Genomic DNA, 25,093 nt, shown 5'->3' on the forward strand with positions numbered 1-25,093 from the left:
GGCAGCCATGATCTCCGTGAATCCCGACCGGTTTCTAAGCGATTTGCACCACCTTCGCAGCATCGGCGCGGCAGGCGTGGGCAAGGGTGTGGTGCGCCCGGCGTTTTCTGCTGCCGACATTCAGGCGCGCCATTGGCTGGCCGCACAGATGGCCGACTGCGGGCTGACCCCTCACTTCGACCCGGTGGGCAACCTGTTCGGTCTGGCCGAGGGGCCATCGCTGTTGATGGGGTCGCATTCCGACAGCCAGCCCGAAGGCGGCTGGCTGGACGGGGCGCTGGGCGTGATTGCGGCGCTGGAAATCGCCCGCGCCAGTCGCGAATCCGGCGGGCCGGCGATTTCCGTCGTCAGCTTTCAGGACGAGGAAGGCCGCTTTGGCGTGACAACCGGGAGCGCGATCTGGTCGGGCAACCTGACGCTGGAGACGGCCGATACGCTGACAGCCCACGATGGCGCCCGCTTTGCCGATGAACGCGCGAAGCTGGCGGATGTGGCGGGCGAGTTCGTGGATCCGGGCCGCTTCACCGGCTTTGTCGAAATGCACATCGAGCAGGGGCCAACACTGGACACCAGCGGCGAGCAGATCGGCGTGGTCACCGATATCGTTGGCATCCGCGATATGCGCATCACCCTGACGGGCCAGCAGAACCACGCGGGCACGACGCCGATGCACCTGCGCCGCGACGCGTTTCAGGCGCTGTCGGCCTTCAACAGCGCGATCAATGATCGGTTCCGCAACGTGGTCACGCCGTCAACCGTCTGGACCATCGGCCATGTCACGCTGCACCCCAATGCCTCGTCCATCGTGCCGGGGCGGGCGACGTTTTCGATGCAATGGCGCGATGGTGACATTTCGCGGCTGGAGCGGATGGAGCAGATCATCCGCGACACCGCCGCCGAGATCGCGAACTCCTCGGGGATGACTCTGGAGTTCGGCCCGATGCTGGGACTGGACCCGGTGGCGATGGACAGCGCGCTGCAAACCGCGCTGGCCGACGGCGCCAAGGTGGTGGCGCCGGGCAAGTGGCGCCGCCTTGTGTCAGGCGCGCTGCACGATGCGACAAACGTGTCGCGGCTGATGCCGGTGGCGATGCTGTTCGTGCCCTCGATCAACGGAATCAGCCACGATTTTGCCGAAGACACCGCCGAGCCCGACCTTGTGGCCGGGTTGCAGGTGCTGGCCCATGCGGTGACGGCGCGGGGCTAGAATTTCCCCTCGAACACCAGGAATGGCGGCTTCTTGAAGCCTTTGAACTTCAGCGTCAGCTTCTTGGTGCCGCCAAGATGCAGCGCGGTGAACTTGTCGAGGATCTTCTTGGCCTTCTTCTCCATCGCCTTGGCATCGACCGATCCGTTCTTGCCGCGCTTCTTGGCGGCGGATTTCATTGCGCGGTCGATGCTGGCGTTCATGCTGGCTTCTTCGCGCTTCAACTCGTCGAAATACGCGCGGGTCATCTGCGAGATGCTCTGCTTGGCTTCGGGCGTCTTGCACATGTCGCAGGACAGCGAGAGATCTTCGATGATATAGAACCGTCGCTTGTTGGATTGGCCGAATTTATCCAGTTCCAGCCGGAACATCTGGATCTCTTCTTCTTCCTCGTCAGGCATTTGGGGTGCTCCTGTAAATGGATGGGCGAAATGGGCGCGCGGAGAGAGGGGGCTGAAATACGCCCGTCGCGCCTTGCCAGCTTAGGCAGGGAATATGCGAATCGACAACCTTGGCGTGTGCTTTGCGCCCGGATGCGCGCCGGATCGCCGGTGCTTCAGCTCCAGGTCACGTCGCCCAGAAAAATGTACCCGGCACCGTAGATGGTTTTGATCAGGCGCGGGTTCTTGGGGTCTTCGCCCAGCTTGGTGCGCAGCCGCGAGATGCGGACATCCATCGCCCGGTCGAAACTTTCACCCGCCGCCCCGCCCAGCGTTTCCTGCATCTGCGCGCGCGAAATCAGCCGCTTGGGGCTGTCAAGAAACATGCGCAGAACCTCGGATTCCGCGTGGGAAAACGGTGTTTCGCGGCCCTGTTCGTCTTCCAGCGCGTAGCGGTCGAAATGGGCGGTCCAGCCGTTGAACCGGGCGGTGTTTCCGGCGGGCTGCATGGGCCGCGACGACCGGATGCGCGCGCGGATGCGGGCCACCACCTCGGCGGGTTCAAAGGGTTTGGTGATATAGTCGTCGGCGCCCAGCTCCAGCCCGGTCACCCGGTCCTGCACCTGCGCCCGCCCCGAGATGATGATGACCGCCGCGCCGCGCTCCAACGCCAGCCGATGCACCAGCGCCAGCCCGTCGGTGTCGGGCAGCGACAGATCGACAAGGCAGACATCGGGGGTGACATGGTTTAGTGCGGCTTCGAATTCGCGGGCGCGGCCAAAGGCCTGCGTGCGGAACCCGGCCTCTTGCAGCACATCCGTCAGCATCCGGCGGATGTCGGCTTCGTCGTCGAGGATTGTCACAAGAGGCGTGGTCATTCGGGTGTCCCGGGGTCAAGAAGCTGGGCCAGCTGGTCCTGGCCAAAGGGTTTGCGCAGCACCGGTGCGCGCAGCAGCGCGGCACCATAAAGCGGATCGTTCTCGGGCAGAGAGGTCATCAGGTAGCACGGCAACCCGCTGCCCTGAACCCGGTCGATCAGGTCGATTCCGGTGCCTTCACCAAGAAGCTGGATGTCTGATAACACAACGGCGATATCGGGAATATCCTCGGTCAATGCGACGGCTTCCTCGGCCGAGGCGGCCTCGATCACCGAATGGCCAAGGTCGACCAACTGATCGCGCACCATCGCGCGCAAATCTTCGTTGTCTTCCACCAGCAGAGCCAGCCCGCCGCGCGGCACCTGCGACACGCGATAGGGCAGGCGCAGCGTGACGCTGGCGCCGCTGGGCGTATTGCCCATCCGCAAATCGCCTCCGGCCAGTTTCGCGGTGTCATAGACCATCGCCAGCCCAAGTCCCGAGCCTTCGCCGCCCTTGGTGGTGAAGAACGGTTCAAACGCATGATCCAGCGCGGCGGGTGAAAATCCGGGGCCGGTGTCGGAGACGGTGAATTCGACCCACGTCTGCCCGACCACATGGGCGCTGATCGCGATCTGGCCAAGGCTGCCGCAGGCATCGCGCGCGTTCAGAACAAGGTTCAGCAGGGCGTCCTGCAGCTGCCCCGCGTCCAGCAGCACGGGCGGCGGCGGCATGTGGTCGAGGATGGAAATCCCCACGTCGCGCGGCAGGCTGGGCCCGGCGAGAATGGCCAGATCGCGCAGCAGCTGGTGCACGTCGGTCGGGGCCAGCCGCATCTGGCGCTTGCCGGTCATGCCCGCGATCCGGTTCAGCAATCGCCCGCCGCGCCGGGCGGCGGTTTGGGTGGCGCGGATCAGCTCGTCCGCCTCGGCGCCCAGATCCATGCGCGCCAGCTTGCCCTGGGTGCCCAGGATGATTGTCAGGAGGTTGGAGAAATCATGCGCCAACCCGCTGGTCAGCTGGGCCGCGATTTCGCGCCGTCGGGTCTGTTGCAGGGCGACGCGGGCCTGGGTTTCCTCGGTCACATCCATCGACAGGATATAGGCCCCGCCCGCCCCGTCCGAGGTGAGCGCCACGCGAATCCTCCGCCCGTCATGGGTTTCGTTGAATTCGAAAACGCCGTTGTCGCCGCGATAGGCCGCAACCAGATGCGGGTCGATCTTGGCATAGTTGGCGGGGCCAAGGATATCGGCCAGCCTGCGCCCGATAATGTCGGACGGCAGGCCCGGAATGACCGTGTTCAGCCGACGGTTGGAATAGGTATAGACGCCGTCTGCATCGACGTGCGCAATGTGGGCCGGCATCATCTCGGTGGTCAGGCGCGTGCGGCTTTCGATCTCGGTCAGCTGGCGTTTGGTTTCCTCTAGTGCCGTATTGGCAGCGGCCAATTCGCGGTTGGCAGAAGACAGTTCGCGGGTGTGGCTGAGCACCTGATCGCTGAGTTCCTCGGACCGCGAGCGCAGCATTCCCTCGACCCGCGTGGCACGGGTTACGTCGGTATAGATGGTGATCCAGCCGCCTTGCGGCAGGGGCGATCCTTCGACGGAAATCCGGTGTCCGTTGGAGCGGGGGCGTTCCATGTAATGCGGCTGAAATGCACGGGCCTGATCGACACGGATGCGCACAAATGCCTCGATATCGTCGACAGGGCCGTATTCGCCCGCGTCCACAAGATGGCGGATCGTGTCCTCGAACCGCGCGCCGGGGGTTGTGAGGTGCTCGGGCAGATTGAACATGCGGCCGAACCGTAGGTTGCAATGCGCCAGTTGCAGGTTGCTGTCATAGATCGACAGCGCCTGACCGATCAGGTTCAGCCCGGCTGTCATCATGTCGAGCTTCTGGCGGTCGGATACGTCCATCCTGATCGTCCCGGCGTGGTCCCCGCGCCACCGGAATGGCGGCGCGAGGCAACAGGTTACACTGGGGCGACGGCCCTAGCCAAGCACAGAGGTGACCGCGCGGCGGGTCGCGTCGACAATGGTATCCGCCTCGGCCTTGGTCAGGCAGAAGGGTGGAGCAAAGCCCAGCATGTCGGCCTGCGGCATCGAGCGGGCGATCACCTTGCCCTGCGCCAGCATCGCGGCGGCCACCTGTGCGCCGACCTTGCCATAGGGGGCATAGAATTTGCGGTTGGCCTTGTCTTCCACGAATTCCACGGCGCACCACATGCCTTCGCCGCGCACGTCGCCCACATGCGGGTGATCCGCCAGCGCGTCGCGCATCTTGTCGTTCAGATAGCTGCCGACCTCGCCCGCGTTCTGAACAAGGTTCAGATCGTCCAGCAGTTTCAGGTTGGCGACCCCGGCCGCCGCGCCGATGGGGTGGGCCGAATAGGTCCAGCCGTGGCCGATGGGGCCGTTTTCATCCGTGCCCTGTTCCAGAACCTTCCACATCTTTTCGCCCACGATCGACCCCGACAGCGGCGCATAGGCGCTGGTCAGGCCCTTGGCGATGGTGATCAGGTCGGGCTTGATGCCGTAGTGGTCTGATCCGAACATCGTGCCCAGACGGCCAAAGCCTGTTACCACCTCATCCGCGACAAGCAGGATATCGTGGCGTTGCAGCACGGCCTGAATCTTTTCCCAATACCCGGCGGGGGGGGGAACGATGCCGCCGGTGCCCAGCATCGGTTCGCCGATGAAGGCCGCGATGGTGTCGGGGCCTTCGCGCTGGATCAGCGCTTCAAGCTCGTTCGCGCAATGGGTCGAGAAATCGTCCTCGGACATCGAGCGATCTTCGCGGCGGAAGTAATCGGGCGCGATGGTGTGCTTGACCTGCGCGATGGGCAGATCGAATTTCTTGTGAAACAGCTCCAGCCCCGTGAGCGATCCGGTCACCAGACCCGAGCCGTGATAACCGCGCCAGCGCGATATGATTTTCTTCTTCTCGGGGCGGCCAAGGATGTTGTTGTAATACCAGATCAGCTTGACGTTGGTTTCATTCGCGTCCGATCCGCCCAGCCCGAAATAGACCTTGCTCATGCCTTTGGGCGCACGATCAAGGATCATCTTGGACAGGGTGATCGATGCCTCGGTGCCGTGGCCGACATAGGCGTGGTAATAGGCCAGCTCGCGCGCCTGTTCGGCAATCGCCTCGGCGATCTCTTGCCGGCCATAGCCGACGTTCACGCAATAGAGCCCGGCGAATCCATCAAGCAGGCGGTTGCCGTCACGGTCTTCGATGAACACGCCATCGGCTTTCGACACGATCCGGTTGGGCGCTTCGCCGCGCGCGAACTGCGCCAGATGGGTCGAGGGGTGAAAGAAATTCTCGCGGTCCCATTGGTCCAGCTGGTCGTTCTTCAACATGCGCGTCTCCTTCGTGGATCGTCGGTTTTGCCCGGAAAACAGCGGCCTGCCGGGGCGGGCCGGGGCCGGGCCTGATGCGCGCGGATCAAATCGGGGCCGGGCGTCGGGGTCAACACCCCAAATCCGCGCCTGTTACAATTCGCTAGGATTCCGAAAATTTCACGAAAATATTCGCGACAACAGTTCACGACGGCGTGCGCTGCACGCCTCAGGAGGAGAGGTTTGCCGGGTCCGTTTCAAACCCGGCGGGGAGGACATCGCATTGTCTACGACGCACACCGGCGCCGACGCGCTGCTGTCTGTTCCTGCGTTGCTGCACCGCAACGCGACGGAATTCGGCACGGCCCCCGCGTTCCGCGAAAAGGAATTCGGGATCTGGCAGACCTGGACCTGGGCCGAAACGGAACAGGAGATCGAGTCGCTGGCGCTGGGCCTGCTGAAGCTGGGCGTGAACGAAGGCGATTTCGTTGCGATCATCGGGCGCAACCGGCCATACCTATATTGGTCGATGGTGGCGGTGCAGATGGCGGGCGGTGTGCCGGTGCCACTGTATCAGGACGCCGTGGCCGAAGAGATGGCCTATGTGATGGATCACTGCGGCGCGCGCTTTGCCATCGTGGGCGACCAGGAACAGACTGACAAGCTGATCGAGATCCAGGACCAGCTGCACCAGTTCGAAGAGGTGATCTATCTCGACCCGCGTGGGATGCGGAAATACGACCACACCCATCTCCATCCCTTCCGCGACGTGCAGGAGCAGGGTCGCGCCGCCCGTTCCGAGCTGGAGGCCGAGCTGCGCGCGCGTGAGGCAAGGCTGGGCTATGACGACCGCTGTGTGATGCTGTATACCAGCGGCACCACCGGCAAGCCCAAGGGCGTTGTGCTGAGCAACCGCAACGTGATCGAAACCGCGCGGGCATCAAGCACGTTCGACAAGCTGCGGCGCGACGATGACATCCTCGCCTATCTGCCGATGGCTTGGGTGGGCGATTTCATCTTTTCGGTCGGGCAGGCGTTCTGGTGCGGGTTCTGCGTGAACTGCCCGGAAAACGCCGAAACCATGATGTCGGACCTGCGTGAGATCGGGCCGACCTATTTCTTTGCCCCGCCGCGCGTGTTCGAGAACCTGCTGACCACTGTGATGATCCGGATGGAGGATTCCGGGCCGCTGAAGAAGCGCCTGTTCGACACATACATGGCGCACGCGCGCAAGGTTGGCCCCGATCTGCTGGATGGCCGTCCTGTCAGCTTTGGCGACCGGCTGAAATACCGGCTGGGCGATCTGCTGATCTATGGGCCGCTGAAGAACACGATGGGCTTTTCGCGGGTGCGCGTGGGCTATACCGCGGGCGAAGCCATTGGCCCCGAGATTTTCGATTTCTACCGCGCGCTGGGCATCAACCTGAAGCAGCTTTACGGGCAGACCGAGGCGACGGTGTTCATCACCGCCCAGCCCGATGGCGAGGTCCGGTCGGACACGGTGGGCGTGCCGAGCCCCGGGGTCGAGCTGAAGATTGGCGACAATGGCGAGGTCTATTACCGCAGCCCGGGCGTGTTCGTGGAATATTACAAGAACCCCGAAAGCACGGCAGACACGAAAGACGCCGAGGGCTGGGTCGCGACGGGCGACGCCGGGTTCATCGAAGAGGACACCGGGCATCTGCGCATCATCGACCGCGCCAAGGACGTGGGCAAGATGGCCGATGGCGCGATGTTCGCGCCCAAGTACGTCGAGAACAAGCTGAAGTTCTATCCGAACATCCTGGAGGCCGTGGTGTTCGGCAACGGGCGCGAGGAATGCACCGCCTTCATCAACATCGACCTGAACGCCGTAGGCAACTGGGCCGAGCGCAATAACATCGGCTATGCCTCGTACCAGGAACTGGCGCGGCACCCGCAGGTGATGGACACGATCCAGGTGCATGTGGAAGAGGTCAACCGATCCGTCGCCGAAGACGAGATGCTGGCGGGCTGCCAGGTGCATCGCTTTGTCGTGCTGCACAAGGAGCTGGACGCCGACGATGGCGAGCTGACCCGCACCCGCAAGGTGCGCCGCCGTATCGTGGAAGAGAAATATGCCGACATCATTGCCGCACTTTACGACGGGTCGGACACGGTCAGCACCGAGACCGAAGTGACCTATGAGGACGGGCGCAAGGGCAAGATTCGCGCCACGCTGGACGTGCGCCGTGCGGCGGTGGTGCCGGTGGCGCAGCGGATGGCGGCGCAATGACGGCCCGGCGCTCGCTGACAGGGTCAGCCTCGCCCCGCCCGCCATCCCGCCGGGCTGTGCCGTTTCGGGCGCTGCGTGCGGTCCGGGCCGGGGAATTGAGTATTTGGGCCGAAAAGAAGAGGGGGCGGGCATGAGCGAGATGGCTGCGGAGCAGATCACCGCCGATGGCCGCCGGATCGGGCCGGTGGTGATGGAGATGAAGAACATCACGCTGCGCTTTGGCGGGGTGGTGGCGATTCAGGATATATCCTTCGACATCCGCGAGGGCGAGATCCGCGCGATCATCGGGCCCAATGGCGCGGGCAAATCGTCGATGCTGAACGTGATTTCGGGGTTCTATGTGCCCTCGGAAGGCGAGGTCTGGTACAAGGGCGCGCGGCGGCCCGCGATGAAGCCCTATATGGTGGCGCGGCAGGGCATTGCGCGCACCTTCCAGAACATCGCCCTGTTCGAGGGCATGAGCGTGCTGGACAACGTGATGACCGGGCGGCTGACGCGGATGAATTCGTCGATGTGGTCGCAGGCGCTGTGGAAGGGCCGGGCCGAGGCCGAGGAAGTGGCCAACCGCGAGATCGCCGAGAAGGTGATCGATTTCCTTGAGATCCAGCACATCCGCAAAACGCCGGTTGCGCGGCTGCCCTATGGGTTGAAGAAGCGGGTCGAACTGGCCCGGGCCTTGGCGGCGGAGCCGACCATCCTGCTGCTGGACGAGCCGATGGCGGGCATGAACGTCGAGGAGAAGGAGGACATGAGCCGCTTTATCCTGGATGTGAACGACGAATTCGGCACCACCATCGCCCTGATCGAGCATGACATGGGCGTGGTGATGGATCTGTCCGATCGGGTGGTGGTGATGGATTACGGCAAGAAGATCGGTGACGGCACGCCGGACGAGGTGCGCAACAACCAGGCGGTGATCGACGCCTATCTGGGGGTGGCACATGATTAAGGCCGGTATGACAAGAGGGGGGCGCAACCATGCCTGATCAGGTGCTTTTCGCGATGGAGGTCACCCTGAACGGCCTGATGGCCGGGGTGCTCTATTCGCTGGTCGCGCTGGGGTTCGTGCTGATCTTCAAGGCGAGCGGAATCTTCAACTATGCTCAGGGGGTCATGGCACTTTTTGCGGCGGCGACGCTGGTCGGGATCATGGACGGGCAGGTACCGTTCAGCCATCTGATCAACGCGATCTTCGGCACCGATCTGCATCATTTCGGCTGGCATGTGCCCGCGCTGCTGGCGATCGTGCTGACGGTGGGGGTGATGATCGTACTGGCCTGGCTGGTGCAGAAGCTGGTGATGCGCCACCTTGTGAACCAAGAGCCGATTATCCTGTTCATGGCGACCATCGGGCTGGCCTATTTCCTTGAGGGCCTGTCGGACCTGATGTGGGGGTCGTCGATCAAGACGCTGGACGTGGGGCTGCCGCAGGGGATCAACGACACCATCGACCGGGTGACCTTCGACGCCTTCGGATACGGGTTCTTTATCGACAATCTGGATATCGTGGCGGCGATCATCGCGGCGCTGCTGGTGATCGCGCTGATGGCCTTCAACCAGTACACCAAGGAAGGCCGCGCGCTGCGGGCCGTGGCCGACGACCACCAGGCGGCGCTGTCGGTTGGTATTTCGCTGAACTTTATCTGGGTGCTGGTCTGGTCGCTGGCGGGGTTTGTCGCGCTGGTGGCGGGCATGATGTGGGGCGCCAAGTCGGGCGTGCAGTTTTCGCTGTCGCTGATCGCGCTCAAGGCGCTGCCGGTGCTGATGCTGGGCGGCTTCACCTCGATCCCCGGGGCCATCGTGGGCGGACTGATCATCGGCGTGGGCGAGAAGCTGTTCGAATTCCTGATCGGCCCGATGGTGGGCGGCGCGACCGAGAACTGGTTTGCCTATGTGCTGGCGCTGCTGTTCCTCGTCTTCCGGCCGCAGGGGCTGTTCGGCGAGAAGATCATCGAGAGGGTCTGAACCATGGCCAAGATCGTTGCCATTCTGAATGTCATCGCCTGGTCGGGGTTCTGGGCCTTTGGCTACCTCGCCCTGTCGGCAGAACCGGCGCAAAGCGGGCAGATGGTGATTTCGGCGCTTCTGGCCGCGCTGGGCGGGGGCACGGGCATGATCGCCTACCTCTACCTGATGCGGCACGCCGACCCGCGGCGCCCGCGCGCACCACATTCGAAACCCGAAGAGGTTTGAGACCATGATCTATCGCGAAGCGGGTGATTTCAGCACCACCTACCAGCAGGACAGCCAGACCTTTCCGATCCGGTTCGACCGCTATCGGTACTATGCGATCCTTGCGGTGGCCTTCCTGTTGGTGCCGTTCTTCATCAACGACTACTGGGCGAATGCAATCCTGCTGCCGTTCCTGATTTATGCCATTGCGGCGATCGGGCTGAACATCCTGGTCGGCTATTGCGGGCAGGTCAGCCTGGGCACCGGGGGGTTCATGGCGGTGGGGGCCTATGCCTGCTACAAGCTGATGACGTCCTTTCCCGATGTGAACATCTTCTTCCACGTCATCCTGGCTGGGTTCGTCACGGCGGGCGTGGGGGTGATTTTCGGCCTGCCCAGCCTGCGGATCAAGGGCTTCTACCTTGCGGTGGCGACCCTGGCGGCGCAGTTCTTCCTTGTCTGGATGTTCAATAAGTTCGGGTGGTTCTACAACTACTCGGCTTCGGGGCAGATCAACGCGCCCGAACGCTCGGTCTTTGGGATCGTGGTGACGGGCCCGAACACGCATGCCTGGGCGACCTACCTGTTCTGCCTTGTCTTCTGTGTCGGCGCGGCGCTGATTGCGCGGAACCTGACGCGGGGCACCATGGGGCGGACGTGGATGGCGATCCGCGACATGGACATCGCGGCGGAAATCATCGGGGTGAACCCGCTGAAGGCCAAGATGACCGCATTCGCCGTGTCGTCGTTCTTTGTCGGCGTGGCGGGGGCGCTGTTCTTTTCCGTCTACCTTGGCGCGGTCGAGGTGACCGAGGCCTTCGGCATCCAGAAAAGTTTCATCGTGCTGTTCATGATCATCATCGGCGGCATGGGATCGATCTTTGGCAGCTTTGCGGGCGCGGCCTTCATCGTGCTGCTGCCGGTGTTCCTGAAGAACGTACTGGTGGGCGGCTTTGGCTGGGCCACCGATGTGGCGGCGCATCTGGAACTGATGATCCTGGGAGGGTTGATCATCACGTTCCTTATTCTGGAGCCGCACGGTCTGGCCGCGTTCTGGAAGACGATCAAGGAAAAACTGAGGCTCTGGCCCTTCCCGCACTGACGCGGGGGCTGGACGGCACGATCGCGGGGCGCAACCCGCGGCCAACAAAAGTGTATCGGTGTAACACATGGGAGGTACTTACCGATGAAATTGAAACTGCTTGCGGCCACGGCCGCGGCCCTGATGGCGGCGGCGCCTGCATTTGCCGACCTGACCATCCCGGCCCTGAACTACCGCACCGGACCCTATGCGCCTTCGGGCATCCCCTATGCCGACGGGTTTTCCGACTACATGACCCTGCTGAACGAACGCGATGGCGGTATCGGCGGCGAAATGGTGAACGTGGTCGAGTGCGAAACCGCCTATAACACCGAAAAAGGCGTGGAATGCTACGAGCAGACCAAGGGCGACAACGCGCTGCTGTATATTCCGCAGTCCACCGGCATCACCTATCAGCTGATCCCCAAGGCAAGCGCCGATGGCATTCCGATCTGGTCGCTGGCCTATGGCCGCACCTCGGCGGTGAACGGCAAGGTGTTCGAGTGGGTGTTCAACCTGCCCGTGACCTATTGGGACGGCGCCTCGGTTGCGGTGAAATATGCGATGGAGCAGGAAGGCGGCAGCCTTGAAGGCAAGAAGATCGCGCTGGTCTATCACAACTCGGCCTATGGCAAGGAACCGATCCGCACGCTGGAAAAGCTGAGCGAGAAGCACGGGTTTGAACTGGTGCTGCTGGCGGTGGATCACCCCGGTCAGGAACAGAAATCCCAGTGGCTGCAGGTGCGCCAGCAGCGCCCGGATTACGTGTTCATGTGGGGCTGGGGCGTGATGAACCAGGTCGCCATTCAGGAAGCCGCCAACGTGCGCTTCCCGATGGACAAGTTCATCGGCATCTGGTGGTCGGGCTCCGAGGCCGACGTGCTGCCGGTGGGCGATGGCGCCAACGGCTACAAATCGCTGACGTTCCACGGCGCGGGCACCGATTTCCCCGTGTTCGGTGAAATCAAGTCGACCGTGATCGACGCGGGCAAGGCCGCGGGCGATGGCACCAAGTGGGGCGAGGTTGGCTATAACAAGGGCGTCTACACCGCCGCTGTTCTGGCCGAAGCGATCCGCGCAGCACAGGAAGCCTCGGGCAAGTCCAACATTTCGCCGGCCGACCTGCGCGACGCGCTGGAAAGCCTTGAAGTGACCGAAGCCCGGTTCGAGGAAATCGGCCTTGGCGGCTTTGCGCCGGCGATCTCGCTGAGCTGTGCCAGCCACTCGTCGCCGCGCCTTGCGGCGATCCAGCAGTGGAACGCGGCAGACAAGACGTGGTCGGTTCTGACCGATTACATGGAGCCCGATTTCGAGATCGTCGATCCGCTGATCGAGGAAGATTCGATGGCCTATGCCAGCGAGAACGGGATCGAGCCGCGCAGCTGCGAGTAACCCTTTCGCACCAAATCCCGGGGCCTGCCGCGCGTGGGCTCCGGACCACAAACACCCCCGTCGAAACGAGGACGCGATGAGCCAGCCCCTGACCCAAGCCCGAAGCGACGCCGCGCCGCTGGCCGGAATGGACGATCCGCTGCTGGATGTCAGCAATATCGAGGTGATCTACAACCATGTGATCCTTGTGCTGAAAGGCGTCAGCCTCAAGGTGCCCAAAGGCGGTATCACCGCGCTTTTGGGTGGCAACGGCGCGGGCAAGACGACGACGCTCAAGGCGATATCGGCGCTGCTGCATTCGGAACGTGGCGAGGTTACGAAGGGTCGTGTCAGCTATCGCGGTGAAACCGTCCACAATTCGGACCCGGCTGATCTGGTGCGCAAGGGCGTGATCCAGGTGATGGAGGGCCGCCACTGTTTCGAACACCTCACGGTCGAAGAGAACCTGTTGACCGGGTTCTACACGCGCAAGGCCAGCAAGGCCGAGATGAACGCCGACCTTGAAAAGGTGTATTCCTACTTTCCGCGCCTGAAGGAACGCCGCAAAAGCCAGGCGGGCTATACCTCGGGCGGGGAACAGCAGATGTGCGCCATCGGGCGCGCGATGATGGCCAAGCCCGAAACCATCCTGCTGGACGAACCCAGCATGGGTCTGGCGCCGCAGCTGGTCGAAGAGATTTTCGGCATCGTGAAGGAACTGAACGAACGCGAAGGCGTGACCTTTTTGCTGGCCGAGCAGAACACCAACGTCGCGCTGAGGTTCGCGCATTACGGGTACATCCTTGAATCCGGCCGCGTCGTGATGGACGGCCCCGCCGCCGAACTGCGCGAGAACCCGGATGTGAAGGAATTCTATCTGGGCATGTCCGACGAGGGGCGCAAATCGTTCCGGGATGTGCGCTCGTACCGTCGCCGCAAGCGGTGGCTTAGCTGACAGGGGGCATGGACATGGCATATTTCGACTCTCTGGAAACGCGATCCGCAGATCAGCGGGCGGCCGATCTGGCACAGGCGCTGCCCGCGCAGATCCGGCTGGCGCAGGGGTTGCCCGGCTATGGCAAGGCTCTGGCCGAGGTGGACGCCGATGCGATCACCTCTGCCGCCGATCTGGCCGCGCTGCCGATCCTGCGCAAATCCGACATCAACCGCGCGCAGGCGCAGATGGCGCCCTTTGGCGGGCTGACCGCGCGGCCTGCCTCGGGGTTTGCGCATATTTTCCAGTCGCCGGGCCCGATCTATGAACCGGGCAGCACGGCGCATGACTGGTGGCGGCTGGGCCGCGTTCTGCACGCCGCCGGGATCGGGCCGGGCGACATCGTGCACAACTGTTTCGGATACCACCTGACACCGGCGGGGATGATTTTCGAATCCGGCGCGCGGGCCGTGGGGGCCGCCGTGCTGCCTGCCGGCACCGGCCAGACCGAATTGCAGGTGACGGCTGCGCGCGACGTGGGCTCTACCGCCTATGCCGGGACGCCGGATTATTTAAAGGTGATCCTCGACAAGGCCGACGAGATGGGCGTTCGGCTGGCAATCACCAAGGCCGCCGTGGGCGGCGGGGCGCTGTTTCCGTCGCTGCGCAAGGAATATGCCGACCGGGGCATCACCTGCCTGCAATCCTACGCCACCGCCGATCTGGGCAACATCGCCTATGAAAGCGCCGCGATGGAGGGGATGATCGCCGATGAAGGCGTGATTATCGAAATCGTGACGCCTGGCACCAACATCCCCGTCGCCCCGGGCGATGTGGGCGAGGTGGTGGTGACCACGCTAAACCCCGATTACCCGCTGATCCGTTTTGCCACGGGCGATCTAAGCGCGGTGATGGAGGGCACGTCACCCTGCGGGCGCACCAACATGCGCATCAAGGGCTGGATGGGCCGCGCCGACCAGACCACCAAGATCAAGGGCATGTTCGTGCGCCCTGAACAGGTGGCCGCGCTGGTCAGCAAACACGCCGAAATCGTCCGCGCCCGCGTGATTGCCCGGCGCGAGGGTGAAATGGACACAATGACCGTGCAGGTCGAAGCCACGGGCGGCGACCGCGCCATGTTCGCGCGCACGGTGTCGGATGTGTTGAAGATGAAAGGCGCGGTCGAGGTGGTCGCGCCGGGCAGCCTGCCGCGTGACGGGCTGGTGATCGAGGATCAGCGCAGCTACGACTAGCCGCTGCCGACCAGCCCCGCCGCCGGTTTTTCTCCACTCGGCCGGCAGCGGGGTGCGCATCCGCCCGAGGGGTCGGGCGGATGCGCCCTTGTCGGTGTCAGAGGACGCTGACCATGTCGAAGCCGCCAAAGATCATGCGCTTGCCGTCAAAGGGCGTTCCGTCTTCGCCGGGCTGGCAGCGCGGGTCGTCCATGATCTTCTGGAAATTCTCATCGCGCACGGCTTTGGACGGCCAGACCATCCAGCCAAAGCATACGGTTTCATCCGCCGTCGCCTTTACCGCCATGGGAAACGAGGTCACCTTGCCCTCGGGCACATCGACGCCCCAGCAATCCACCACTTCAAGCACACCGAATTCCTTGAACACCGGCGCCATGCGACGTGCCATGTCGATGAAGTCCTGCTTCTTGGCCGTGGGAACGCTCATCACAAATCCGTCTACATATTTCATTGTGCAATCTCCTTGCCGTCATACGCGACTTCCAACGCCGCCAAATCCAGTTTTTTCATGCCCAGCATCGCCTGATAGGCGCGCTGGCCGCCGTCGCGGTCTCCGTGGAACATCATCTCGGGCAGTTTGGCGGGGAAGATCTGCCAGGAAATCCCCCAGCGATCCTTGATCCAGCCGCATTCCACCTCTTCCCCGCCATTGTCCAACATCGCCTGCCACAGGCGGTCGATCTCCTCCTGCGTGTCCACCTCGACCGTGATCGAGGCCGCGTGGCTGTGCGTCGCCGCCTCTCCGGGCGACAGGGCGGCATAGGGCGTGCCCATCAGGGTGAATTGTACAAGGATCGGCGGCTTGTCGGGGTCGGCACGGTCGATCCGGGTGATTTCGCTGTTGGGCAGAAGCGAGGTATAGAAGGTCGCGGCCTCCAACCCTTCGGATTCGTACCACAGACAGGTGCCGACGCGGGTCATGCCGCCACCGTTGTGCTGTCGAACCAGAACGGTTCCCACACATGGCCGTCGGGGTCGGTAAAGGATCGGCCATACATGAATCCGTGGTCTTCGGCCGGGCGGAATTCGGCCCCGCCCGCAGCCAGCGCCTGCCCCATGAACCGGTCGACCTCGTCGCGGCTGTCCAACTGGATGGCGGTCAGCGTTTCAAGCGCCTTGCCCGTGTCGGCCCGCGCCCTGCCATTCAGAAAAGTGGCGAACTTGTCGTGCCGTAGCAGCATGACCATCGCTGCATCCGACAGGCGCATCCCCAGCGTATCTTCGGTGCAGAACTGTTCTTCAAAGGTGAACCCGAGGGCTGAAAAGAACTGACGCGACTGGTCCACATCTTCGATCGCGAGGTTAACGAAAATATTCATGATGATTCCTCCACATGCCCTCGAGTCGTGATTGACATATATGTTGATGTCAACATAATTGTCTGTCATGAGACAAGACCTGCCCATCGACGTGACTCACGAGGTGCGTGACCGTTGCCTTTGCCTGCATCTGCAACGCGCGGCGCGGGCTGTGGCCCGGCGGTTCGACGATGCGCTCCGCGATATCGGCCTAAGCCACGGCCAGTATTCGCTTTTGATGTCGCTGAACCGCCCCGACGCGCCGACCCTGGGGTCGGTCGCGCGGCTGCTGGCGATGGACCGCACCACGCTGACCGCCAACCTGAAGCCATTGCAACGGCGCGGGCTGCTGCGTGTCGAACCCGACGCGCAAGACAGGCGGGGGCGCAGGCTGATCCTGACCGATGCGGGCCGCGATATTCTGGTGCGGGCGGTGCCGATCTGGCGTGCGACCCATGACGCGCTGGACGCCGATATCGGCGCTGCGGGCGATCTGCGCCCCGGGCTGAACGCCGCCGCTTTTGCCGGGGTGCAGAGTTGAGCAGCAACTGACGCGGGGTTGCCCGCGCGACCCTTCGCGGCTAACCCGGGACCTAACTGTCAGAGGATCCGCGTGACCGACATTCCGGCCCCAATTCCGAAATCGCCCAAAGGCACCGGCGCACGTGCGCTGGGTGTGATCGCGTGGGGTATCGGGCTTTTGTGCCTGCTGCCCATGTTGGCGGTGGCCCTTGCTGCGCTGACGGGCGGCACGGATACGGTTGCGCATCTGCTCGACACGGTGATGGCGCGGTATGTGGGCACCACGCTGGCGCTGGTGGCGCTAGTGGCCATCGGAACCTTTGCCATGGGGGTCGGTGCGGCGTGGCTGGTCACGATGACGCGCTTTCCCGGAGTGCGGTTGTTCGAAATCGCGCTGGTGCTGCCGCTGGCCTTCCCGGCCTATGTGCTGGCCTATGCCTATACGCATATCCTCGATCACCCCGGCATCGTGCAATCCACCCTGCGCGCGGTAACGGGCTGGGGCCCGCGCGACTACTGGTTCCCCGAAATTCGCAGCATCGGTGGCGCGGCGGTCATGCTGATCCTTGTGCTCTATCCTTACGTCTATCTGCTGGCACGGGCGGCGTTTCTGCAGCAAAGCTCGGCCGCTTTCCTTGCGGCGCGGACTCTTGGACACAGCGCATGGTCGGCGTTCTGGCGCGTCAGCATGCCCATGGCGCGCCCCGCAATCGCCGGAGGCGTCCTGCTGGCGGTGATGGAAACCATCGCCGACTTCGGCACCGTGGCCTATTTCAGCGTGCAGACCTTTGCGACAGGCATCTACACCAGCTGGTTCACCATGGCCGACCGCGCCGCAGCGGCGCAACTGGCCCTGGGTCTGCTGGGGTTCTCGCTGGCACTGGCGCTGCTGGAACGCAGCCAGCGCGGACAGGCCCGTTACCATCACGCAGGCAAGGCCCATGTGCAGATGCCGCCCGCGTCGCTGACCGGACTGCGCGCGGGGTTGGCGATGCTGCTCTGCGCGTTGCCGGTGATACTTGGCTTTGCGCTGCCGGTGGGTGTTCTGGTCTGGATGGGCATCGGCTCGGGACAGGATTTGCTCAGCCAGCGCTACATGCGCCTGATCGCCAACTCGCTCACGCTGGCGTCGGTCGCGGCGCTCCTGACGGTTCTGGCCGCCATCGCAATCGGGTTCTACCAGCGTGTCGGTCATGTCGCTTCCGGAGGTCTGCCGGGCCATGTGGCACGACTGGGGTACGCGGTGCCGGGCGGGGTGATTGCGGTGGGTCTGATGGTGCCCTTCGCCAGCTTTGACAATGCGCTCGACAGCTGGATGCGGGACACATTTGACATCTCGACCGGCCTGCTTCTGACCGGGTCGATCTGGGTGCTGGTGATGGCCTACATGATCCGGTTTCTTGCCGCCGCACTGGGAGCCTATGAAGGTGGGCAATCCATGGTGCATACCAACATGGATGCGGCTGCCCGCTCGCTGGGGCAAAGCCCGGTGCAAACCCTGCGTCGCGTACATCTGCCAATCCTTACACCCAGCCTGCTGACCGCGCTGCTGATAGTTTTTGTCGATGTGATGAAGGAATTGCCCGCAACGCTTATCATGCGGCCGTTCAACTATGACACGCTGGCCGTGCAAGCCTACCGGTTGGCCAGCGACGAACGCCTCGATGGTGCGGCGGTGCCCTCACTTGTCATTCTGGCGGTCGGTTTGCTGCCGGTGATTCTGATCTGCCGACAGGTTGGCCGCAGTACACGGTGATGCCTTGGGTAGAGGGGGGCAAAAAATCGCGCTTTCGCGCGATTGCCTCCGGCGGGGATATTTATGGCCTAAAAGAATTAGACTGCGTTCCCCTTCTTTAAGGCCCAAAGATCCCGGGGAAGTCCCGCAGGGGCGGGGGCAGAGCCCCCATTTTCCTTGGTTGCCGCATCCCGGCGGCTTGCGGCAGTGCCCCCTCTGATCAACTTGGTTGTATTGACAGCGTGTGCGACACGAAGGTAACCGCGCTGGCTTCCGGGTTTTCGGTCGAGCGGGGCCCGAGCAGGATCGTGCCCGAACCGTTCAGCATGGTCGAGCGGCGGTGGATCGAAAGCTCCTTCCCGTCCGGCGTTTCAACAACGGACCCGGCCGACGAGTGATCGGAATATTCCAGTTGCCACTGTCGGATCGTCAGCTCTCCGTGCTTGCGCGACACCCAGGCGTGATCCAGTACGATGTCGCAGTCTTGCGACCGGCCAAGCGACAGTTTCTCGCCTTCGCCAATGCGCCATGTTCTTCCCTGATAGGTCAGCTCGACCGCTTCGGTGCGGCTCGGGCGGCGGGTTTGCGCGCTTGAAAAGATGACGGTCGTCGCGGCGAGGCTGGGCATCGACGCCGCATAGACCTTGGTCGGCTCTTCCTTGCCTTTCAGGTGCAGATCGCCGATCGGCATAAGGCGGGCCTTGTTGTCTTGGCTCATTACGTCATAGCAGTTGACGCCGACCAGAACTTCCCCTGGCTTGGCAAGCGACGACAGCCGCGCCGCGGTATTGACCGCATTGCCGTAGATCGTGCCGACCTGCTGAACGATCTCGCCGTAATACATCCCTGCGTGCACCGACATGCCCTGGTGCCAGTCTTCGTTGATCATGGTCCAGGCCGCGCGGAAGGCGTCGTCGGGGTGACGGAAGAAGCTGACCGTGTCGTCGCCTTCCGATTTTACGCAGATGCCGCCGTTGTCGCCGATGATCGCGCGCATCCGACCGATGATCGGTTCGATATAGCTGACGGCGGCCGCGTTGCCTTCGCGTTCATATATCGTCGTGCTGCCGGTGATGTCGGAAATCAGAACGCAGGCGAAAGGCATCGCGGAATTATTCCTGGATCAAATTGGAGCCAAAACGGCCAGGTCCGGAAAAATCGGCGGTGAAATGGCAGGTTTGGCGGGCGCAGCATAGTTAGAACATGAATTATGCTGCCATGAAAAGAATTTCATGCGTTTTACAGGGGCGGGAATACCTGACTTGCCCTAACGTCAGGCGTGTGACGGGCGCCGCGTGTCAGCGGCGCCCGAACGTAGGTGATGTCTGGCTGCGTTACTTCCAGCCAACCTGATCGAAGATTTTCTGCGCTGTCGGGATGTTTTTCGCCACATCCGACAGGCTCACTTCGTCTGCCTTGAAGTCGCCCAGCGAGGCGATCGAAGGCGCCATTTCCGCATCGGCCACAGCGGGGTATTCATCGTTCCCGGCCGAGAAGTATTTCTGCGCCGAGGGGCTGGCGAGGTATTCGAGGAACTTGATCGCGTTTTCGCGGTTCGGTGCGTTCACGGCCACGCCACCGCCCGAGAGGTTCATATGCGCGCCGGTGGTGTCCTGATTCGGGAAGACCCAGCCGATTTTCTCGCGCTCGGCGCTGACGCCGTCGACCTCGGTCCGGATTGCCCGGGCGAAGTAGTAAGTGTTTGACACGGCGATGCCGCATTCACCCGACACGATCCCGCGCAGCTGGTCGGTGTCGCCGCCCTGCGGCTCGCGGGCCATGTTGTCGACAACGCCCTGCGCCCAGGCGCGCGCGGCCTCTTCGCCTTCGTGCGTGACGATCGAGGCGAGCAGCGTCTGGTTGTAGGTGTTGGTGGAGGAGCGGATGCAGACGAGGCCCTTGTACTTCGGGTCGGCCAGATCGGCGTAGGTGGCCGGGGGTTCGGTCACCGTAGCCTTGTCGAAGAAGATGATCCGCGAGCGCTGGGAAAAGCCGAACCACTGGTTGTCGCTGTCCTGCAGGTGGGCGGGGATCGCCGCTTCCAGCACCTCGCTGTCGATGGATTGCAACACGCCGGCGTCCTTGGCGCGTTCCAGGCGCGAGGTGTCGACGGTGATGAACACATCGGCGGGCGAATTGCGGCCTTCGGCCTGCATGCGGGCAACAAGCTCGTCTGCCTTGCCTTCGATCCGGTTCACGGTGATGCCGGTCTGCTCGGTGAATTCCTGGTACAGCTGTTCGTCGGTGTCGTAGTGGCGCGACGAATACAGGTTCACGTCGCCTTCGGCCAAGGCGGTGCCGGCGGTGGCTACCAGGGCGATGGCCAGCGGGACTGCTGTTCTGCGGGTCATGGGAGATCCTCCTCTGAAATCACTCGGGACGTGGTTATCGGAGGCGGGCGGGGACGTGCAAGGAAAAGTTGATTGAAACAGTCAGATAAGTTGCGCCGCGCTGGATGATCCAGACAAAAAGAAAAGGCCGCGCTGGATGGCGCGGCCTTTCGAATAACGGTCTTGCGGTCTTAACCCTGGCGGGCTTTGAACCGGCGCTGCGTCTTGTTGATCACGTAGACGCGGCCTTTGCGACGCACAACGCGGCAATCACGGTGCCGGTTCTTGAGCGAGCGGAGCGAATTGCGGACCTTCATGGCCTCTCTCCTGTTCCTGCGGCGCGGGCCAGCGCCTTGTTTCTACGGGGCCTGTCCGGGGACAGACGGTGAATTCATGGTGGGCGATACAAGGTTCGAACTTGTGACCCCTTCGATGTCAACGAAGTGCTCTACCGCTGAGCTAATCGCCCATGAATACCAGCGTGTGACCTTGCCCCAGAACAAAATGGGGCGCGGAATCCCGCGCCGGTGGGCGGTCTATAAAAGGAGTCGCGACAGGGATCAAGGGCTTTTGGTGGCAGATATTTACGGTCTATGGTCGGGGGGAAAGGAAACGCAATGGCGCAGTCTGCATATCAGGTGTTTCGACCCGCCCGGCTGCAATCCGCCGTTGTCTTTGCCTCGCCGCATTCGTGCCGAGATTATCCGCCCGACCTGATTCGTGTCACGCAACTGGATCACCATGCGATCCGGTCGTCCGAGGATGCTTTTGTCGACCGGCTTTTTGAACCCGCCACCGATTTCGGTGCGCCGTTGTTGTTGGCCGGGGCGCCGCGCGCCTATCTTGATCTGAACCGCAGCCCGGACGAGCTGGACCCCGCGTTGATCGAAGGCGCACGGCGGCATGGGCACAACCCGCGCGTCGCCTCGGGGCTGGGGGTGATTCCGCGTGTCGTGTCGAACGGGCGGGCGATCTATTCCGGCAAGCTGACCATGGCCGAGGCCAAGGCGCGAATCGACCGCTTCTGGCATCCCTACCATGACGCGTTGCAAGGGCTGCTGAACGAATCGCACCGCGCTTTCGGGCAGGCGATCCTGATCGATTGCCATTCCATGCCGCACGAGGCGATGGACGGGATGCGCCGCAAGAACCGCAAGACGCCTGAAATCGTGCTCGGCGACCGGTTCGGCGCCGCCGCCGCGGGCGATGTGGTGGACCGGGTCGAAGCCGCCTTTGCCGCCGCCGGGCTGAGCGTGGTGCGCAACACGCCGTTTGCGGGGGCCTATGTGACGCAGGCCTATGGCCGCCCGTCGCGGCGCCAGCACGCGGTTCAGGTGGAAATCGACCGCGCGCTTTACATGGATGAAAAGCGCATCGCCCCGCGCGCCGATTTCCTGGCCTTCCGCCGGGTGCTGCGCGGTGTCATCGCGGAAATCGCCGCGATTGGCGCCGCCGAGATGCCGCTGGCGGCGGAATAGGGCGCGCGTTTCGACGCGGAAGCGAATCGGCGGTTAACTCCGGCTTGGAAATGCACTAAGCCGCGCAGCATCCAAACCGATCCGGGGGCCCCTATGACCGATATACAACCCATTCGCCGCGCGCTGCTGTCCGTGTCTGACAAGACCGGCCTGATTGATCTGGGCCGCGCGCTGGCCGACCGCGGGGTCGAACTGCTGTCGACCGGGGGCACCGCCAAGGCGCTGCGCGAGGCCGGGCTGGAGGTGCGGGATGTCTCGGATGTAACGGGTTTCCCCGAAATGATGGATGGCCGGGTCAAGACGCTGCATCCGATGGTGCACGGCGGTTTGCTGGCGCTGCGCGACAACGACGACCACCGCGCCGCAATGGAAACGCACGGAATCGGCGCGATCGACCTGCTGGTGGTGAACCTGTACCCGTTCGAGGAAACCGTGGCCAAGGGTGCCGATTATGACACCTGCATCGAGAATATCGACATCGGCGGCCCGGCGATGATCCGCGCGGCGGCCAAGAACCATGCCTTTGTGAACGTGGTGGTGGACGTGGCCGATTACGAGGCGCTGCTGGCCGAGCTGGACGCCAACGACGGCGGCACCGCGTTGGCCTTTCGTCAGCGGCTGGCGCAGATCGCCTATGCCCGCACCGGGGCCTATGACGCGGCCGTGTCGACCTGGATGGCCGGCGCGCTGGATGACTCCGCGCCGCGCCGCCGCGCCGTGGCCGGAACGCTGGCGCAATCATTGCGCTATGGCGAGAACCCGCATCAGGCGGCGGCCTTCTATACCGATGGCAGCGCCCGCCCCGGCGTGGCGACAGCAACCCAGCATCAGGGCAAGGAGCTGTCGTACAACAACATCAACGACACCGATGCCGCGTTCGAGCTGGTCAGCGAATTTGCCGCCGGTGACGGCCCGGCGGTGGCGATCATCAAGCACGCGAATCCCTGTGGTGTCGCCCGGGCGGACACGCTCATCGACGCCTACCGCCGTGCCTTCGACTGCGACCGCACCAGTGCCTTTGGTGGCATCGTCGCGCTGAACGGCCCTCTGGATGGCGCGACCGCCGAGGAAATCGCCGGGATCTTCACCGAGGTGGTGATTGCCCCCGAGGCCGATGACGATGCCCGCGCCGTGTTCGCGGCCAAGAAGAACCTGCGCCTGCTGACCACCGGCGCGCTGGCCGACCCGCGCGCCGCGGCGCTGACCATTCGGCAGGTGTCGGGCGGGTATCTGATGCAGGACAAGGACACCGGCTTTGTGACCGAGGCCGATCTGAAGGTGGTGACGAAGCGCGCCCCCGACGCGCGCGAGATGGCCGATCTGCTGTTCGCGTGGAAGGTGGCCAAGCACGTCAAGTCGAACGCCATCGTCTATGCACGGGACGGGGCGACCGTGGGTGTGGGTGCGGGCCAGATGAGCCGCGTCGACAGCGCCAATATCGCCGCGATCAAGGCGCAGCGCATGGCCGATGTGCTGGGCCTGCCGGAGAGCCCGGCCAAGGGTGCGGTTGTTGCTTCGGACGCGTTCTTTCCCTTTGCCGACGGATTGATGGAGGCCGCCGCCGCGGGTGCAACCGCCGTGATCCAGCCCGGTGGGTCGATGCGCGACGCCGAGGTGATCGCCGCCGCTGACGAGGCCGGGCTGGCGATGGTGTTCACCGGCCTGCGCCATTTCCGTCACTAAGCGATGCGCCCGCTGACCCTTGCCGCGCTGCTGGCGCTGATCCTGGATCAGGTCAGCAAGTACTGGGTGGTCCATGCCATGTCGCTGGCCACCCGGTATCATATCGACGTGTTCCCACCGCTGCTGCGGTTTCGGTACGGCGAAAACCGGGGCATCAACTTTGGCCTGCTGGACGGCAACTCTGACGCCGCGCGCTGGGCACTGATCGGGTTTTCGCTGGTGGTCTGTGCGGCGGTGGCCATCTGGATCTGGCGGCGGCATCCCTCGCTGCGGATGCAGATCAGCGCCGGTCTGGTGATCGGCGGCGCGCTGGGCAACGTGGTGGACCGGGTGCTGTACGGCTATGTGCTGGATTTCCTGAACATGTCCTGCTGCGGCATTACCAATCCCTTCGTGTTCAACGTGGCCGATGTGTTCATCTTTGCCGGGGCGCTGGGCCTGATCGTGTTCGACGCCCGGGAGGGCGCGAAGACCACGGGCAACGCCCCCAAAAAAGGGCAGGGCAAAAACGCCCCGTGACCCGGCCGCCGGAATGGGGTAGAACCCCCGCAGGCAGGCCAAGAACAGGCAGGAGAGTTCGCGTGCGCGCAGTTGTTGGATTGATCGTCGTGTCGCTGGCACTGGGTGTTTCGGGCTGTTCCAAGAAGGGCCTGATGGATCTGCGCCACAACGGCAATGGCCCGGATGAATTTATGGTGCTGCCGAACAAGCCCCTCGATATGCCCGACCGTATGGCCGCGCTGCCTGCGCCTACGCCGGGCGGTGCGAACCGCGCCGATGCGACGCCAAAGGCCGATGCCGTGGCCGCGCTGGGGGGCCGTCCGGATGCGCTGGTGCCGCAGGGTGCTTCGGCTGCCGATGGCGCGCTGGTCGCACAAGTCAGCCGTTATGGCGTACCCGCCAACACCCGCGAAGTGCTGGCCGAGGAAGATGCCAAGTTCCGCAAGCGTCAGGCGCGCGGCACCCGGATCCGGCTGTTCCCGGTCGACCGCTACAAACAGGCCTATCGCCGCAGCGCGCTTGATCCGTTCAACCAGACAGAGCAGTTCCGCCGCGCGGGCGCAGAGACTCCGACTTCGCCGCCGGTGAAGCGGCGCCGCCGCTAATACATCGGCAACAGGTCACGATTTCGGGAAGCCATCTTGCACCCGGGTCACGGGCGCACAGGTTACCCGTGGAACAAGAGGGTAC

Annotated in this window: 25 protein-coding genes and 1 tRNA gene; 15 read left to right on the forward strand and 11 right to left on the reverse strand. The window is 63.6% G+C overall.

Annotated elements, in window-relative coordinates:
* Nucleotides 1–7: 7 nt before the first annotated feature.
* Entirely contained in the window at nucleotides 8–1,207 is a 1,200-nt protein-coding gene (locus FGK64_RS19115; RefSeq protein ID WP_138865438.1) for a Zn-dependent hydrolase, read from the forward strand.
* Here the strand turns inward: FGK64_RS19115 and FGK64_RS19120 are convergent.
* The 4 genes from FGK64_RS19120 to FGK64_RS19135 all read right to left on the reverse strand — a co-directional run bounded on the left by FGK64_RS19120 (nucleotide 1,204) and on the right by FGK64_RS19135 (nucleotide 5,812).
* On the reverse strand, nucleotides 1,204–1,608 hold the full coding sequence (locus FGK64_RS19120) for a hypothetical protein (protein ID WP_138865439.1): 405 nt from the start codon (nucleotides 1,606–1,608) through the stop codon (nucleotides 1,204–1,206). The two genes, FGK64_RS19115 and FGK64_RS19120, sit on opposite strands and share 4 nt — an antisense overlap.
* A 155-nt stretch (nucleotides 1,609–1,763) precedes the next feature.
* Nucleotides 1,764–2,465 (reverse strand): response regulator transcription factor, encoded by a 702-nt coding sequence (locus tag FGK64_RS19125; RefSeq protein ID WP_138865440.1) that lies wholly within the window; start codon nucleotides 2,463–2,465, stop codon nucleotides 1,764–1,766.
* Complete coding sequence (locus FGK64_RS19130) at nucleotides 2,462–4,363, reverse strand: hybrid sensor histidine kinase/response regulator (protein WP_138865441.1); 1,902 nt, start codon at nucleotides 4,361–4,363, stop codon at nucleotides 2,462–2,464. The genes FGK64_RS19125 and FGK64_RS19130 overlap by 4 nt, the downstream gene beginning before the upstream one ends.
* Nucleotides 4,364–4,438: 75 nt before the next feature.
* Entirely contained in the window at nucleotides 4,439–5,812 is a 1,374-nt protein-coding gene (locus tag FGK64_RS19135) for an aspartate aminotransferase family protein (protein WP_138865442.1), read from the reverse strand.
* A gap of 262 nt (nucleotides 5,813–6,074) precedes the next feature.
* Between FGK64_RS19135 and FGK64_RS19140 the strand changes: the two genes are divergently transcribed.
* From FGK64_RS19140 to FGK64_RS19175, 8 genes are all read left to right on the forward strand, one after another.
* Nucleotides 6,075–8,045 (forward strand): AMP-binding protein, encoded by a 1,971-nt coding sequence (locus tag FGK64_RS19140; protein ID WP_138865443.1) that lies wholly within the window; start codon nucleotides 6,075–6,077, stop codon nucleotides 8,043–8,045.
* Between the two features lie 130 nt (nucleotides 8,046–8,175).
* On the forward strand, nucleotides 8,176–8,994 hold the full coding sequence (locus FGK64_RS19145; RefSeq protein ID WP_138865444.1) for an ABC transporter ATP-binding protein: 819 nt from the start codon (nucleotides 8,176–8,178) through the stop codon (nucleotides 8,992–8,994).
* A gap of 29 nt (nucleotides 8,995–9,023) precedes the next feature.
* The gene (locus tag FGK64_RS19150) at nucleotides 9,024–10,010 is read left to right on the forward strand and encodes a branched-chain amino acid ABC transporter permease (RefSeq protein ID WP_138865445.1); all 987 of its coding nucleotides are present in this window, start codon (nucleotides 9,024–9,026) and stop codon (nucleotides 10,008–10,010) included.
* Between the two features lie 3 nt (nucleotides 10,011–10,013).
* Nucleotides 10,014–10,238, forward strand: coding sequence for a hypothetical protein (locus tag FGK64_RS19155; RefSeq protein WP_138865446.1), 225 nt, complete (start codon nucleotides 10,014–10,016; stop codon nucleotides 10,236–10,238).
* Between the two features lie 4 nt (nucleotides 10,239–10,242).
* Entirely contained in the window at nucleotides 10,243–11,319 is a 1,077-nt protein-coding gene (locus FGK64_RS19160) for a branched-chain amino acid ABC transporter permease (RefSeq protein WP_138865447.1), read from the forward strand.
* A gap of 84 nt (nucleotides 11,320–11,403) precedes the next feature.
* Entirely contained in the window at nucleotides 11,404–12,690 is a 1,287-nt protein-coding gene (locus tag FGK64_RS19165) for an ABC transporter substrate-binding protein (RefSeq protein ID WP_138865448.1), read from the forward strand.
* 127 nt (nucleotides 12,691–12,817) lie between these two features.
* On the forward strand, nucleotides 12,818–13,624 hold the full coding sequence (locus FGK64_RS19170; RefSeq protein WP_138865500.1) for an ABC transporter ATP-binding protein: 807 nt from the start codon (nucleotides 12,818–12,820) through the stop codon (nucleotides 13,622–13,624).
* A 14-nt stretch (nucleotides 13,625–13,638) separates the two neighbouring features.
* The gene (locus FGK64_RS19175) at nucleotides 13,639–14,856 is read left to right on the forward strand and encodes a phenylacetate--CoA ligase family protein (RefSeq protein WP_138865449.1); all 1,218 of its coding nucleotides are present in this window, start codon (nucleotides 13,639–13,641) and stop codon (nucleotides 14,854–14,856) included.
* A 97-nt stretch (nucleotides 14,857–14,953) separates the two neighbouring features.
* On the opposite strand, the gene FGK64_RS19180 is transcribed toward FGK64_RS19175, so the two are convergent.
* The 3 genes from FGK64_RS19180 to FGK64_RS19190 are packed head-to-tail and all read right to left on the reverse strand — an operon-like array spanning nucleotide 14,954 to nucleotide 16,175.
* Nucleotides 14,954–15,307 carry a DUF1428 domain-containing protein gene (locus FGK64_RS19180; RefSeq protein ID WP_138865450.1) on the reverse strand — a complete coding sequence of 118 codons (354 nt, stop codon included), beginning with the start codon at nucleotides 15,305–15,307 and terminating at the stop codon, nucleotides 14,954–14,956.
* The gene (locus FGK64_RS19185; RefSeq protein ID WP_138865451.1) at nucleotides 15,304–15,777 is read right to left on the reverse strand and encodes a VOC family protein; all 474 of its coding nucleotides are present in this window, start codon (nucleotides 15,775–15,777) and stop codon (nucleotides 15,304–15,306) included. Before FGK64_RS19185 ends, FGK64_RS19180 begins: the two co-directional genes overlap by 4 nt.
* Nucleotides 15,774–16,175 carry a VOC family protein gene (locus FGK64_RS19190; RefSeq protein ID WP_138865452.1) on the reverse strand — a complete coding sequence of 134 codons (402 nt, stop codon included), beginning with the start codon at nucleotides 16,173–16,175 and terminating at the stop codon, nucleotides 15,774–15,776. Before FGK64_RS19190 ends, FGK64_RS19185 begins: the two co-directional genes overlap by 4 nt.
* Nucleotides 16,176–16,242: 67 nt before the next feature.
* On the opposite strand from FGK64_RS19190, the gene FGK64_RS19195 reads away from it, so the two are divergent.
* Entirely contained in the window at nucleotides 16,243–16,695 is a 453-nt protein-coding gene (locus FGK64_RS19195; RefSeq protein ID WP_138865453.1) for a MarR family winged helix-turn-helix transcriptional regulator, read from the forward strand.
* Between the two features lie 81 nt (nucleotides 16,696–16,776).
* The gene (locus FGK64_RS19200) at nucleotides 16,777–18,432 is read left to right on the forward strand and encodes an ABC transporter permease (protein WP_425456648.1); all 1,656 of its coding nucleotides are present in this window, start codon (nucleotides 16,777–16,779) and stop codon (nucleotides 18,430–18,432) included.
* A gap of 199 nt (nucleotides 18,433–18,631) precedes the next feature.
* Here the strand turns inward: FGK64_RS19200 and FGK64_RS19205 are convergent, their stop codons facing one another.
* The 4 genes from FGK64_RS19205 to FGK64_RS19220 all read right to left on the reverse strand — a co-directional run bounded on the left by FGK64_RS19205 (nucleotide 18,632) and on the right by FGK64_RS19220 (nucleotide 21,210).
* Nucleotides 18,632–19,516 carry an adenylate/guanylate cyclase domain-containing protein gene (locus FGK64_RS19205; protein WP_138865454.1) on the reverse strand — a complete coding sequence of 295 codons (885 nt, stop codon included), beginning with the start codon at nucleotides 19,514–19,516 and terminating at the stop codon, nucleotides 18,632–18,634.
* Nucleotides 19,517–19,745: 229 nt separating this feature from the next.
* Nucleotides 19,746–20,762, reverse strand: coding sequence for a Fe(3+) ABC transporter substrate-binding protein (locus FGK64_RS19210; protein ID WP_138865455.1), 1,017 nt, complete (start codon nucleotides 20,760–20,762; stop codon nucleotides 19,746–19,748).
* Nucleotides 20,763–20,932: 170 nt separating this feature from the next.
* On the reverse strand, nucleotides 20,933–21,058 hold the full coding sequence (gene ykgO, locus FGK64_RS19215; protein ID WP_005850168.1) for a type B 50S ribosomal protein L36: 126 nt from the start codon (nucleotides 21,056–21,058) through the stop codon (nucleotides 20,933–20,935).
* Between the two features lie 77 nt (nucleotides 21,059–21,135).
* A tRNA-Val gene (locus FGK64_RS19220) sits at nucleotides 21,136–21,210 on the reverse strand.
* Between the two features lie 148 nt (nucleotides 21,211–21,358).
* Here FGK64_RS19220 and FGK64_RS19225 point away from each other — a divergent pair.
* The 4 genes from FGK64_RS19225 (at nucleotide 21,359) to FGK64_RS19240 (ending at nucleotide 25,008) form a co-directional block, all read left to right on the forward strand.
* Nucleotides 21,359–22,219, forward strand: coding sequence for an N-formylglutamate amidohydrolase (locus tag FGK64_RS19225; protein WP_138865456.1), 861 nt, complete (start codon nucleotides 21,359–21,361; stop codon nucleotides 22,217–22,219).
* A gap of 93 nt (nucleotides 22,220–22,312) precedes the next feature.
* Nucleotides 22,313–23,902: a bifunctional phosphoribosylaminoimidazolecarboxamide formyltransferase/IMP cyclohydrolase gene (gene purH / locus FGK64_RS19230; protein ID WP_138865457.1), complete on the forward strand. Its 1,590-nt coding sequence runs from the start codon at nucleotides 22,313–22,315 to the stop codon at nucleotides 23,900–23,902.
* 3 nt (nucleotides 23,903–23,905) lie between these two features.
* A complete protein-coding gene (gene lspA / locus FGK64_RS19235; RefSeq protein ID WP_138865458.1) occupies nucleotides 23,906–24,421 on the forward strand; it encodes a signal peptidase II in 516 nt (171 codons plus the stop codon).
* A 62-nt stretch (nucleotides 24,422–24,483) separates the two neighbouring features.
* Nucleotides 24,484–25,008, forward strand: coding sequence for a DUF3035 domain-containing protein (locus FGK64_RS19240; RefSeq protein WP_138865459.1), 525 nt, complete (start codon nucleotides 24,484–24,486; stop codon nucleotides 25,006–25,008).
* Nucleotides 25,009–25,093 lie beyond the last annotated feature (85 nt).

This window comes from Arenibacterium halophilum, from assembly GCF_005938225.1.
Classification (GTDB): domain Bacteria; phylum Pseudomonadota; class Alphaproteobacteria; order Rhodobacterales; family Rhodobacteraceae; genus Arenibacterium; species Arenibacterium halophilum.